This window comes from uncultured Megasphaera sp. (genome assembly GCF_958350005.1).
GTDB lineage: Bacteria > Bacillota > Negativicutes > Veillonellales > Megasphaeraceae > Megasphaera.
Genome location: NZ_CATWFF010000045.1, coordinates 1 through 12,913 on the forward strand (window position 1 = coordinate 1; position 12,913 = coordinate 12,913).

Consider the following 12,913-nt stretch of genomic DNA (forward strand, 5'->3'; position numbering starts at 1 on the left):
AAGCCCTTACGCGGAACGGTCAGAAGGGCCATCGCATCCCGACCTGGGGTATACGCCGCCTGAGCCTGAGACATACGGTATCACAGGGAGTCCATAGGCCGTCTGGCCGGCCTGCAGGCAGACAAGCAGCTGATTCGTAATGCTTCCTGACATTCCGGGCAGAGAGACAGGGTAGATTCTGCTGCAGACGGACAACGGCCTGTGGGCGACCGGCCTGATGGGCAGAGAATGTCACCGGACTCTCGCTTCCCGGCCCCCTGACAGATGTGAGAAGACTACGGTCTGCTGACGGCGCCCTTCTCCTTCTCCCCCTCTTTTTCTCCTTCTTCTTCTCTTTCTCTATGCTGATGACGTCATCTATGATGTTTGACCGGAAATGGCTTGATACTCAGGGTAGGCGGTCCCTGTATTTCGCCAAAAAAAAACAGACCTCCCAATTGTTAAACAGTTAGTCTAACAATCAGGAGGTCCGTTCACCTTTTATAACGCTGTATTATGTTCGAGTTAATCTGTAAATCAGAGCATTGCAGATAGCGGCGGCAATATTACTGCCCCCTTTGCGGCCTTTTGCCACGATGTAGGGAATGCCGGAATGCATGATTACTTCTTTGGCATGGACGACATTGACGAAGCCTACAGGGACGCCAATAATCAGTTCTGGTTTCATCTGGCCGCTACAGATGAGTTCATCCAGACGCAGCAGTGCCGTAGGCGCATTGCCGACAGCGACAATAACCGGTCCTGACAGGCGGCTGGCCTTGTCCATGCAGGCTACGGCCCGGGTTGTCCCGTCGGCTTTCGCCTGCGCTGCGACATCGCTGTCCGCCATAAAGCAGGCTTTATGACAGCCCAGTTTATCCAGCCCGTTCTGACTGATTCCCATATAGGCCATATTCGTATCGGTCACGATGGTACACCTATGGCGCAGAGCCTGGAGCCCCTGTTCGACGGCATCGGTGCTGAACCGCAGGGTGCGGGCATAGTCAAAATCGGCACTGGTGTGGATAACCCGCTTGATAATATCCTTTGTATCGTCATCCAGCCGGATTTCTCCCAGCTCTTCTTCAATAATTTCCATGCTGCGCCGTTCAATGTCGGCAGGCAGCACATGTTCCATTTTCATGGTCTTCTTCCTTTCTGTAGGCCCTGCAGGCCTGTACAAACCGGGCGGCCCAGTGCGGATTGCCCCAAAAATGCCAGTGCGGATATCCGGCCACGAGCCGGTCCGTACTGTATATACACGGCCAGTGCCGCGGCCCGGATGCTTTCTGAGCCATAAAGGCCTGGCCATTGTTCGTACTGTCGCTGTAGTGAAATTCATGGCCATGAATCTGTTCGCCTGCCTGACAGAGCATGGTATCTTCCTGAGCCGTCAGCGTGACGTAGCCAAACCGCTGGAGCCGCCTAGTCATATGGGACTGGCCGGGAATGGCTCCAACCCAGGGAACCTTGTCGCCAGTACTGTCGCAAAAGCCTTCCTGCAAATACATGAAGCCGCCGCATTCGGCAATGCACGGCAGGCGGCGCGCCAGGGCCTGGCGGATACTCTGCCCCATGGCCGTGTTTTCAGACAGCTTCCGGGCATACAGCTCCGGATAGCCGCCGCCCAGATAGAGGCCGTCACAAGGAGGCAGGCACGAATCCCGGAGGGGACTGAAAAAGACGAGTTCTGCACCAAGTTGTTTCAGCAGGTCCAGGCTGTCGGCATAATAAAAGCAGAAGGCTTCGTCCTGAGCCACGGCGATGCGGGCCGGCCCGACAGGATGAATGGGAATGGGTTCATACGACAGGGGAAGAGCGGCTCCGGCAAGGTGCAGCATCTCCTGTATCTCCAGGGACCTTTCAGCGGCGGCGGCCAGATCGGCCATCTGGTCCTGCAGGGCCGTCAGTTCTCCGGCTGTGACCAGTCCCAAATGGCGGCTGGGAACGGCCCATTCTTTCTTCTCCGGCAAATATCCCAGGGCCGGAAGGCCCGTTTCTGCTTCCCAGCGGTCTTTAAAATACGCATATACCATGGGGCTGACGCGATTGACGATGAACCCGGTAATGCCGCTGTCCCGACGGAACCGGGCCAGTCCCTGAATCTGGGCGGCCAGAGATATGCCGACACCCTTGCCGTCTGCGACGAGAATAACCGGCGTATCCGTGGCCTTGGCCAGTTCATAGGCGCTTCCTTCCATTCCCGTGCCAATGCCGTCATAATAGCCCATGGCCCCTTCCAGGACGGCAAGAGACGCCTGCCCAGCCCCTTGGGCCAGGAGATAGCGGGCCTTGTTCCGCCCTTCTTCTCCGCCGCCCAGGAGGAACAGATCCAGATTGCGCGACGGCGTATGAAGGACACGGCGGTGAAACATGGGATCAATATAATCGGGGCCGCTCTTAAAGGCCGCCGCCTGTACGTGGTGACGCCGCAGCACACCCAGGAGGGCGCACATGACCGTCGTCTTGCCGCCGCCGCTGGACGGAGCGGCGATCATGATGCGCGGCAGTGATACGTCGGTCATTGCGGCGCTCCTTCCGGCTGCGGGAAGGCATAGAGGACATAGACCGGATTGCGGGCCATCATCATATGGGACGAGCCGACGCGGCGGCTTACGGCGGCCTGTATCTGCCGTATATCCAGACCATACTGCGGGCGGGATGCGTAGTAGGCCGTGACGGCAGCCAGCGTTTCCACCGTAATGGCCGTCATGACGATGCGGCAGGCCTGATTTTTGGCATACAGCCTATCCAGTATGGCCGCCATATGGCCTTTGGTTCCGCCAATAAAAGCAATATCGGCAGGCGGCGTGTCAGCCATCGTCTGGGGCGCCCTGCCGGGAACGATGGTCATATGGTGCAGACCGAAGCGGAGACGGTTCTGTTCCAGCAGTGCCAGGGCCTTCGTATCGGCTTCAAAGGACCATACCTGGCCAAAGGGAACCTGCAGGGCCAGCTCTATGGAACAGGAGCCCGTGCCGGCGCCGACATCATAGACGACATCGGCCGGAGACGGCTGCAGCAGGGAAATAGCAAGACTGCGAATTTCCCGCTTGGTCATGGGCGCATCGCCGCGGAGGAAGGCCTCGTCGGGAAGGCCGTGAACAGGCGTGGTGATGGGCCTTGCCCCTTCGTTTTCAATCAGCATGACCGATAAGCTGTCAAAATGCTGTTCTGCCAGTTCGGCTGCCGTACCGATGCGGATTTCTTCATCACCATAGGACAGGTTGCTGCCGGCATAGACGCGGACCTTGTCCAGCCCGGCCTGACAGAGCTCCTGACACAGCACATCCACCGTATCGCTGCCGCCAGTCAGGCAAAATACCTTGCTGTGGCTGTATACGGCAGACACGAGAGAAGCCTTGCGGCCATGGCGGCTCAGGCAGTACGCATCCTGCCAGGCCATGCCCAGTCTGGCTGCAAAGTAGGTCAGACTGCTCAGGCCGGCACAGCGGGTCACAGTACACCTAGGCAGGTCGGACAGTCCCTGAGCGAGGCTGAAAAATCCCGTATCGCCAGATACGAGAATGGCAGCAGGCCCCTGGTCATCCGAAAGGCCGGCCAGAATCTGCCGGATCGCTGCCGGGCTGTGGGTCTGATAGGTCTGCTTCCCGTCCTGCGCAAAGGACGCAAGCATTCGCTTTTCCCCGATCAGGACCGGGCAGGCGCGAATCACCCTGCGGGCCTCACAGGTCAGCAGCTCCGGATTTCCCGGGCCAATGCCGACGATATATACATCCACTTCTTACTCCTCCTTTGCCATAGCAGCGATGCGGCCCTTCATGGCGTCCAGACTGATGCCCTGTTCCTGAGGCCGCTGAATGACCAGAAGCATGGCACCGGCCTCTTTGGCAGCGGCCGCTTTTTCCGGAAAGCCGCCGGCTTTGCCTGAATCTTTCGTCACCACGCAGGCAGCCTGTACCTGCTGAAACATGGCGGCATTCAAGGCCTCGGAAAACGGGCCTTGCATACAAATAATATGAGACGGCGCATAGCCCAGTTCCAGGGCCTGCGTCAGGGACCGGCCAAAGGGCAGAATGCGGATATACAGGCGCTTTGCATAGTCCGGCACGTGGGTAAAGTCTTCCAGATGATGACTGCCTGTGGTCAGAAAAATATTTCCCTCCATCTGGCTCAGGAGCTCTACGGCTTCAGCAAAGGAATGGACGAATACGGCTCCGTCCCTGTCTCCCTGGGAAGGACGGACGACGCGGCTGTACGGAACGGCCTGGTCTGCACAGGCCTGCTGCAGGCACTGGGTCACGTCCACTGCATAGGGATGAGTCGCATCAATGACCAGAGACGGCTGCAGAGACTGGAGAAACTGTTCCATTCCCTGCTGATCCATAGGCCGGGCCAGGACGGTCAGCGATGGCTGCGGCGGCAGAAGAGACGCACCGTAAGCCGTGGCTACCGTAACATACGTGGGAATCCCCAGGGAACTGGCATACAGAGCCAGCTCCCGCCCTTCTGTCGTACCGCCGGCAATCCACACCGGCCGGCTCACAGCGAATATCCCCGGGACGTCACCATGTGGCCGTCAATGACTTTGGTCTGACTGTTGCCGATAATGACGGTGGAAAACATATCGAGCTTCTTCGTCCGCAGCTGTCCCAGCGTCAGGACTTCTGACGATTCGCCAGCACGGCCAATGTTTCGCACAATGCCGGCCGGCGTATGGGACGGCTGGTGGCGCAGAATAATATTGCAGGCCTTTTCCAGATAATCGGCCCGCTTCCGGCTGGCCGGATTATACAGGCAAATGACAAAATCTCCGGCAGCGGCGCAGTCCAGGCGATTTTCAATGGTTTCCCACGGCGTAAGCAGGTCGCTGAGGGAAATGAGGCAAAAATCGCCGACCAGAGGCGCTCCTAGAAGAGCTGCGCCGGAGCAGGCGGCTGTCACGCCGGGAACGACCTGAATATTCACATCGTCACAGCCGGCAGCGACTTCGTACATGACGCCGGCCATGCCGTATACGCCGGCATCGCCGCTGGATACGAGGGCTACATCCTGCCCTTTTCTCGCTTCTTCCAGGGCCAGCTGGCACCGCTCTACTTCCCGGGTCATGCCTGTATCCATGTACGTGGCCTGAGGAAATTCGTCCTGAATGAGCCGGATATAGGTAGTATAGCCAATAATGGAGCGGCACTGTTCCAGTACGTGCCGCGCTTCTGCAGTCATGCCGGACACATGGCCCGGGCCAATGCCGACTACGTAAATCGTCGCCTTCATAATAGTCACTCCTTACGTATCAAAATAAACGGTATACGGCGCACAGGCTGCTGCTACCGTTACGCCGCTGCCGCCTTGTTTATGCAAAATAAGGGTTCCGCCGCTGGCAAGAACGGCAGCCCGTTCGCAGACATTATCAGTGCCCACGGTCTGGGCGACAAAGGAAGAGGCCGTAAACGAGCCGGGAAGGGCCTGCAGCTGGCAGGCAGAGAAAAAGCGAATCGGCCAGTTTCGCTGCCGGGCAAAGGAAAGGAGCCCTTCTTCATGGGCTTTCCGGTCCACAGACGCAATGGCGGCGACGGCCTGTACGGACAGATTGGCTTCTGCCAGGGCCCTTTCCACATGATGGGCTATGGCCTCTTCCGAAACGCCGCGGCGGCAGCCAATGCCCAGATAGACCACTGCCGGCCAGGCCAGGACGGCGCGGGAAAAATGCCGGTCCTTCTCCCGAACGGTTACGACCAGCCCCGTCTTTCCCTGTTCTTCCCGGCACAGCCCCCCGGGCAGGGGGCCGGCTATGGGGAAATCGCTGTATATACCGGCTGTCCCCTCTTCCAGCATGGCCGCCGCAAAAGCCTTGGCATCAGCCAGAGAAGACAAGGCCAGATGGTGACGGGCAGCCCACTCATCGACAGCAAACAGGCCGTTTACGTCTGTCGCCGTCGTGAGGACGGCCTGACCGCCCAGAGCAGCAGCCAGCTGCCGGGCGATTCCATTGGCACCGCCAATATGGCCGGACAGGAGGGGAATGACAAAGCGGCCCTTTTCATCAGTAACGATGACAGCCGGATCGGTCTGTTTGCTGACCACACAGGGAGCAATGGAACGGACGGCAATGCCGGCGGCTCCGACGAACAGCAACAGCTGTTTCTGCCCAAAAGCCTGCCGCACTTCGTCCTGCAGCGACGGCGTCAGAGGGCGAATATCCTGTCCCTCACAGTACGCCGCCGGCGCTGCCATGTCGATGTGCCACTGCTTCTGCTGCAGGACCTGGCACAGCTTCCGGGCCAGTATCGTGCCGGCGCGGGTAAAGGAAAAAATAATGCCTTCCATGGCCTTACTCCGCTTCTGCCGGGTCCTCTTTCTGCACGGCCTGGCGATAGGCGTGAGAAAAGGAAGGATCGTAGAGGCGGCTTCGTTCATAGGCATGGGCCAGAAATTGGCCGACCAGAATCAGGGCAGTCTTGCTGATTCCCTTTTCTGCCGCCGTCTGAGCCAGCGTCCCAACCGTACAGTGGTATGCCTGCTCTTCCGGCCACGATGCTTTGTATACGATGGCTGCCGGCGTATCTGCCTGATAGCCGCCGGCCAGGAGTTCGTCCTGCAGCTGCGCCGTCAGGCTGGCGCTGAGAAAAATAACCATCGTCGCCCCATGAGCGGCATAGTCGGCAATACGCTGGCGCTGCGGCACAGGCGTGCGCCCTTCCATGCGGGTAATGATGACGGACTGGCTGACGCCGGGCAGTGTGTATTCGGCCTGCACCGCAGCAGCAGCGGCGCAGAAGGAGCTGACGCCGGGAACGATATCAAAGGCAATGCCCCGATCGGCGAGCTGATCCATCTGTTCGCGAATGGCCCCGTAAATGGACGGGTCCCCTGTATGGAGGCGGACCGTCGTCCTGCCGTCTTCTTCCATCTGCTCCATGACCTGCAGGACTTCTTCCAGCGTCATAGACGCACTGTTATATATGGCACAGTCTTGTTTTGCGTACTTCAGCAGTTCCGGATTGACCAGGGACCCGGCATAAATAATGCAGTCTGCCTGCTCCAGCAGCGTTTTGCCCCGCAAGGTAATCAAATCCGCTGCGCCCGGGCCGGCTCCGACAAAGTGAATCATTCTGTTTCCTCCTCTTTCCGTACCAGCAGAATCGAAAAATACGGCGAGTCTTCTGCCTCGGCAGCGTTGGGAAATACCTGTTCTTCCGGCAGGCCGCACCGCTCGATGAGAGACGTTGTATCCAGGACGCCGGCTTTCTGCAAATCCTCTTTCAGAGCGTCCAGCGACCCAGAGGGCTTCATAATCACGGCATTTCCCGGCTGCGACAGCAGTTCCAGCCGGTCCTTTCGATTGCCCGGAATAATCGTCAGGGGCTCATCCTGTTCGCACAGGGGCTGCTGCAGACGGGCTGCGGCGGCGCAGAAGCTGGGAACGCCGGGAATGATGGCCGTGTCATAGCCATGGCGGCGAACGAGGCGGTGAATATAAATGCTCGATGCATAGACCGTCGGGCAGCCCAGAGTAATGAGGGCTGCGTCCTGCCCGGCATTAAGATATTCTTCAATCGCTGCGGCGCCGCTGGCGTGCGCCTTTTCCAGGACAACTGCGCTGCGGGTCATGGGAAAGGAAATATCCACCATCGTCTTGGCCGATATATCAATGTCCTGCTCCTCCAGAGCAGCCAGCAAAATCTGCTTGGCCCTGCCGGCACTGCCGCCGCTTTTCGGCACGGCAATAACCGGGCAGCGCCGGATGCAGGCCAGTCCTTTCAGCGTCATCAGTTCCGGATCTCCCGGCCCGACGCCGACACAATATAAGGTTCCTGTCATAATAATTCACTCCTTTGTCTGTGCAGTGTGAGCAGCTCCTCGGCAGCGCCGGCATAGCCCAGCACGCCGTATACGTTGGAAAAAAGAAGGGCTCCCGTGCGCAGGGCGCCATGGACGCGCTGCTCCATATAGTACGCTATTTTCCGGCAGGCCAGAGCCATGACGGGCTCGAGCAGGCCTTCGTCCTGAATAATCCGCAGGGCTTCGTCGGTCGTCACGCTGTCGTATACAGCCTGTCCCACAGCCGGGGAAGCGCCGTGCAGCATGGCCGCCAGAGCCAGAAAGGATGTGCGGCCGTCGGCATAGCGGGAATGGGTATTCATAATTCCCTGGGCTACTTTTATCAGTTTGCCTGCGTGACCGATGAGCAGCAAGTCGGAAAAACCGCAGTATGCCCCATAATCCAGGGATTCGCCGACATAATTGCTGATAGTCACGCGCTTTTCGGTATCAATCTGAAGGACGTCCCGGCTGAAATCGACGCCGTAATTGCCGAAAAAGGCCAGGATATGCTTTTCTCCAGCAGCGCGACGGGAATCCATTTCCCTGTGAATCGTTTCGACCAGAGCCCGTTCGCTCATAGGCTCGACAATGCCGGTCGTCCCCAGGACAGACAGGCCGCCTTCAATGCCCAGCCGGGGATTAAAGGTTTTCCTGGCCAGCTCTTCCCCGCCGGGAATGGAAATCGTCACGGCAAAGCCGCCAGTATAGCCGCACTGCCTGGCTATGTCCTCTACTGCTGTGCGTATCATCTGCCGGGGCACGGGATTAATGGCCCACTCGCCGACCGGGCAGGACAGACCCGGTTTGGTTACGCGGCCAATGCCCGGGCCGCCGGCAATGACGATGCCGCCAGACGTAAGGGATACATGGGCTGCGACCTGCACGCCGTCGGTAATATCCGGGTCATCGCCGGCATCTTTGCGGACAGCACACCGTCCCTGCCGGGGAAAGCGCTGGCACGACACGATATCAATGGTAAGGACTTCACCTCGCGGCGTCTGAAGCTGTACAGCCGGCACGGCATCCTGCCCCAGCGCAAGGAGGGCCGCCGCTTTGGCCGCTGCAGCGGCACAGGAGCCGGTCGTATAGCCGCAGCGCAGTTTCTTTCCCTCTTTGATAGCATATAAGGTCATATTCCTGCTCCTACTCTATATCGATGGGAATAAGGGCATGCTGCCCGTCGGCAGTCGTCACCCGTTCCGTACGGACACCGAAGACCTGCTGTATCCGTTCCGGCGTCAGGACGTGCTGCGATGGGCCGGCACACACGATGCGCCCCTGATTCATGACGATGGACTGCTGCGTATACCGCAGAGCCTGGTTCATATCGTGGAGCACGATGACAATGGTCAGACCCAGTTTTTCATTAATATGCTGCAGCAGCTTCATCATGTGCAGCTGATGGCGAATATCGAGATACGTTGCCGGTTCATCGAGCAGCAGCACTGGCGAGCGCTGGGCCAGCAGCATAGCCAGCCAGGCCCGCTGCTGTTCGCCGCCGGAAAGGTGCTGCAGCAGTGTATCCCCTTCTTCTTCCAGATGGACTGCATGGAGAGCCTTGTCTATATATACGGCGTCTTCCCGCGAGGAAGGCCGGTACAGCGAACGGTACGGAAACCGCCCCAGCGCCGCCAGTTCCCGTACGGTCATATCTTCCGGCAGCGGATGCACCTGCGGAAGGACCGCTACATGGCGGGCCAGTTCTTTCCGGCCAAAGGAATGAATATCCCGGCCCAGAATGCGAACCGTCCCTGCCGATATGGGAATCATGCGGCTCAGCGTCTTCAGAAGGGTACTTTTGCCGCAGCCATTGGGGCCAACAATGGAAACCATACGGCCTGCCCCAATGGTCAGGGTGACATCGTGCAGGATTTCCCGCTTCTGCCGGACTACGGAAAGATGACATACTTCGATTGCCTCGCTCACGGCTACACTTCCCTTCGCAGCAAAAACAGGAAAAAGGGTGCCCCCAGAAAAGCCATAATCAGGCCGACAGGCAGTTCCACAGGGGCAAAGAGAAGACGCGCCACCGTATCGCTCAGGGTCACAATGGCTGCTCCCAGCAGGGCCGAGGCAGGTATGAGAAACCGGTAATCATGGCCAATGAGGAGGCGCGCCGTATGGGGCACAATGAGGCCGACAAAGCCCAGCAGGCCGGCGGCGCTGACGGCGCTGGCTGCCAGCAGGGCCGCCACAGCCGTAAGCAGGATGCGGACCTGTTCGACTGATACGCCTAGACCGCGGGCCATATCATCGCCCAGATGGAGCATATTGAGATACGGTGCGCCCAGGAGAGACAGAATAAGGCCCACAGCGGCATAGGGAGCCAGCAGGGTCACTTCCTGCCAGCTTACGGCAGCCAGGCCGCCCACCATCCACATGAGCGCGCCGTGAACGCGGTCGCTGTGAAAAATAAGAATGCCTGAAATACCGGCCCCCAGGAAGGCGGAGACGGCAACGCCGGCCAGAATAATGCGCACTGGCTTGATGCCGTTTTTCCAGGCCAGGACGTAAATCATCACGGCTGCCGCCATGGCTCCCAGAAAGGCAGCCGGCGCAATGAGGTAGGTCAGCGCCGGAAACAGTACCAGTACGAGAACACCGGTCAGACCGGCACCGGCAGAGATGCCGATAATATGGGGATCAGCCAGCGGGTTGCGCATAACGGCCTGCAAGATGGCGCCGGACAGGGCCAGATTGGCGCCCACCATGGCCCCAGTCAGGGCCCGGGGAAGGCGCAGATTCCATACGATCTGACTGGCTGCGCTGTGTTCCGGCTGCAGCAACAGCCGCACTACGCCTGCAGCGGAAATAGAGGCCGCTCCCTGTCCGACAGACAGCAGCAGGCCTGCTCCGGCCAGCAGCGCAAACAGGACGAGCATGGCCCATCGCCATGCCAGCCGGGAAATGGCCTGATTTCCTGAGCTCATCGAAATACCTCCGGATAGACCAGGACGGCCATATACGATACGGCCTTGGGAAAGTCCAGTCCCGGATTAAGGAGGAAATAATGTTCCGGCAGCACGTAGACCCGGCCCTGCTGCACAGCCCGCAGGCCGGCCCAGGCAGGATTTCCCTGTACATCCTGCCGAATCCGTTCTTCTACCTTTTCCGACGGCCCCATGGAAGTGAAGAAGATTACGTCCGGGTCCTGTTCGACAATGGCTTCCATGCTGTACGGAACTTTTTCCACATTCGGATCCGCCGGCTGGGCATTACTGGCAATATTATCCAGCTTCAGTATGGCTGCAATATTGCCGGCAATGCTGTTGGGCAGCTGGGCCGTAACGGAACTAGGCGTCGCATGGAGAATGACCGCCTTCGTATGCACCTTAGGAAGCTTACTCGTAATGGCGGCAATATCCTGGTCCATTTGGTCGATCTTCTGCTGAGCCAGGTCTTCTTTGCCGTAGATTTTGCCAAAGAACTCCATGTTCCGCTTCACTTCCTCATAGGTCTTGCTGCGCAGGGCAATGACGGGAATATGGTTCTGTTCCAGCTGGGGAATCAGCTTCTGATGCTGAATGGCACTGGCAATGACCAGATCGGGCTGGAGCTCCAGGATCTTTTCGACACTGACATTGTATACAGGCCCTACGTCGGGCACAGCCTGATACGATTCGGGAATGGTCATGTCTTCCGATTTGACCGTTGCCCGTCCCACCAGGGGGCCGTCGACGGCAGCGGCGAAATTGAGCAGTGACGTAGACAGGACGATGACGCGCTGCGGCTTTTGCGTCAGCGTCACTGTCCGTCCCGCATCATCGGTCATGGTTGCGTACACGCTGGCCGTCTGCTGCGGCTGGTCTGTTGCCGCCTGCCGGGGCCCGCAGCCGCTGACGGCCAGGCTCAGACAGACAGCGGCAACGGCAGTCAGGTGCCATAGATTTTTGGAAAGAATGTTTCGCATGGCCATAGTCAGCCTCCTTTATACTGCCACAGGCGAATTAAAAGCGATAGGTCGCGCCAGCCAGGAAGAACCGTCCTTCTGACGGATAATTGTGATACAGATCGTATCCTTCGTCCGTCAGGTTCTGGACCTGTCCGTACAAGGTCAGAGCGTCATTGACGGCATAGGTGACGCCGGCATCCCAGGTAACGTAGGAGCCGTGCATGAAGTAATCGTCATTGCGGCCTGGGCCGTAGTCTGCAATCCGGCCTGTTCCGGCATTGACCGTCACATTGGCCGTCCAGCGGCTGCGGTGGAAATTGACGGCGCCATGATAGCCATTGGGGCGGTTGTACGTTTCATCAAGATGCAGGCCCTTTCCGTCGCCTTCGTCGATTTTGGTCTGTGTATAGGAGTAGCCCAGTTCGTAATCCCAGGCATCGTTGATCCGTTTGTTCAGAGTCAGTTCAATGCCCCGCTTCTTTTCTTTATTGAGATTCTGCGCTTCCGTACTCCAGGCTCCGGGAAGATTGCGATTCCAGCGAATGGCGTCGGACAGGCTGCTGCGGAACAGGTTGACTGTTATTTCCGTCTTGGCATCAGGGCGATAGGACACGCCTACGTTCTGGGTATACCCTTCTTCAGGCCGCAAATCAGCATTGCCCTTAGAATGACGATCGGCATTTAAATAGTACAGATCGTATAACTTAGGAGCTGCAAAGACGCGGCTCCAGTTGGCATAGACGTTCCACTGGTCACTGGCAGCATAGTTCACAGCCAGACGAGGGGTTTTATGGAAGCCAAACTGGCTGTTGTCGTCAAGGCGCAGGCCTGGTGTAACAGACCATTTGCCAAAGGTCATGACGTCTTCTACGTAGGCAGCCCGGTTGGTGCGCTTCCGGTCCAGAATGTCAGCAGCTTCGTTCGTTCCCTGATCCATGGTCCATTCAGCACCGGCTGTCAGCAAATGGGCACTGCCGAGATGCCAGCTGTTTTCTGCCTGTACGCCCTGCGTGCGGGTAGAGAAATCATTGGTCCACAGTGTATGATTATATTCATTAAAGTAGCGGATATACCCGGGTGTATCACCGTCTTCACCGAAATGATAGGTTGCGCTGTACGTATTAATCAGCCGTTCCACCGGCTTGGCATTGACCTGATACGGCCACAGTGGTTTCTTTTTATCAGTCGTAACAATATCGGTTACATGGCCGTCCATGCCGGAATGGCTGGCATAGAAGGTCAGGGACTGGGCGTCAT

13 protein-coding genes are annotated in these 12,913 nt (G+C 58.3%); all 13 read right to left on the reverse strand.

The features are described from left to right. Positions 1 to 493: 493 nt before the first annotated feature. Positions 494 to 1,123 (reverse strand): precorrin-8X methylmutase, encoded by a 630-nt coding sequence (locus tag Q3886_RS04165; protein ID WP_301859907.1) that lies wholly within the window; start codon positions 1,121 to 1,123, stop codon positions 494 to 496. Then, positions 1,089 to 2,504: a cobyrinate a,c-diamide synthase gene (locus Q3886_RS04170; protein WP_301859908.1), complete on the reverse strand. Its 1,416-nt coding sequence runs from the start codon at positions 2,502 to 2,504 to the stop codon at positions 1,089 to 1,091. The genes Q3886_RS04165 and Q3886_RS04170 overlap by 35 nt, the downstream gene beginning before the upstream one ends. After that, complete coding sequence (gene cbiE / locus Q3886_RS04175; RefSeq protein ID WP_301859909.1) at positions 2,501 to 3,721, reverse strand: precorrin-6y C5,15-methyltransferase (decarboxylating) subunit CbiE; 1,221 nt, start codon at positions 3,719 to 3,721, stop codon at positions 2,501 to 2,503. Before cbiE ends, Q3886_RS04170 begins: the two co-directional genes overlap by 4 nt. Before the next feature lie 3 nt (positions 3,722 to 3,724). After that, a complete protein-coding gene (cobK, locus tag Q3886_RS04180; RefSeq protein ID WP_301859910.1) occupies positions 3,725 to 4,486 on the reverse strand; it encodes a precorrin-6A reductase in 762 nt (253 codons plus the stop codon). After that, the gene (cobJ, locus tag Q3886_RS04185; RefSeq protein WP_301859911.1) at positions 4,483 to 5,214 is read right to left on the reverse strand and encodes a precorrin-3B C(17)-methyltransferase; all 732 of its coding nucleotides are present in this window, start codon (positions 5,212 to 5,214) and stop codon (positions 4,483 to 4,485) included. The genes cobK and cobJ overlap by 4 nt, the downstream gene beginning before the upstream one ends. Before the next feature lie 12 nt (positions 5,215 to 5,226). Beyond that, entirely contained in the window at positions 5,227 to 6,267 is a 1,041-nt protein-coding gene (locus Q3886_RS04190; protein WP_301859912.1) for a cobalt-precorrin 5A hydrolase, read from the reverse strand. A gap of 4 nt (positions 6,268 to 6,271) precedes the next feature. After that, positions 6,272 to 7,051, reverse strand: a complete 780-nt coding sequence (cobM, locus tag Q3886_RS04195) for a precorrin-4 C(11)-methyltransferase (RefSeq protein WP_301859913.1) — start codon at positions 7,049 to 7,051, stop codon at positions 6,272 to 6,274. Continuing rightward, positions 7,048 to 7,761: a precorrin-2 C(20)-methyltransferase gene (gene cobI, locus Q3886_RS04200; protein ID WP_301859914.1), complete on the reverse strand. Its 714-nt coding sequence runs from the start codon at positions 7,759 to 7,761 to the stop codon at positions 7,048 to 7,050. Before cobI ends, cobM begins: the two co-directional genes overlap by 4 nt. Continuing rightward, complete coding sequence (gene cbiD / locus Q3886_RS04205; protein WP_301859915.1) at positions 7,758 to 8,897, reverse strand: cobalt-precorrin-5B (C(1))-methyltransferase CbiD; 1,140 nt, start codon at positions 8,895 to 8,897, stop codon at positions 7,758 to 7,760. Before cbiD ends, cobI begins: the two co-directional genes overlap by 4 nt. A gap of 10 nt (positions 8,898 to 8,907) precedes the next feature. Continuing rightward, positions 8,908 to 9,690, reverse strand: a complete 783-nt coding sequence (locus Q3886_RS04210; RefSeq protein WP_301859916.1) for an ABC transporter ATP-binding protein — start codon at positions 9,688 to 9,690, stop codon at positions 8,908 to 8,910. A gap of 2 nt (positions 9,691 to 9,692) precedes the next feature. Further along, complete coding sequence (locus Q3886_RS04215) at positions 9,693 to 10,694, reverse strand: iron ABC transporter permease (RefSeq protein WP_301859917.1); 1,002 nt, start codon at positions 10,692 to 10,694, stop codon at positions 9,693 to 9,695. Further along, the gene (locus Q3886_RS04220) at positions 10,691 to 11,680 is read right to left on the reverse strand and encodes an ABC transporter substrate-binding protein (protein ID WP_301859918.1); all 990 of its coding nucleotides are present in this window, start codon (positions 11,678 to 11,680) and stop codon (positions 10,691 to 10,693) included. Before Q3886_RS04220 ends, Q3886_RS04215 begins: the two co-directional genes overlap by 4 nt. A gap of 31 nt (positions 11,681 to 11,711) precedes the next feature. Further along, positions 11,712 to 12,913: TonB-dependent siderophore receptor (locus Q3886_RS04225; RefSeq protein WP_301859919.1), on the reverse strand; the 1,202-nt coding region annotated here is incomplete at its 5' end.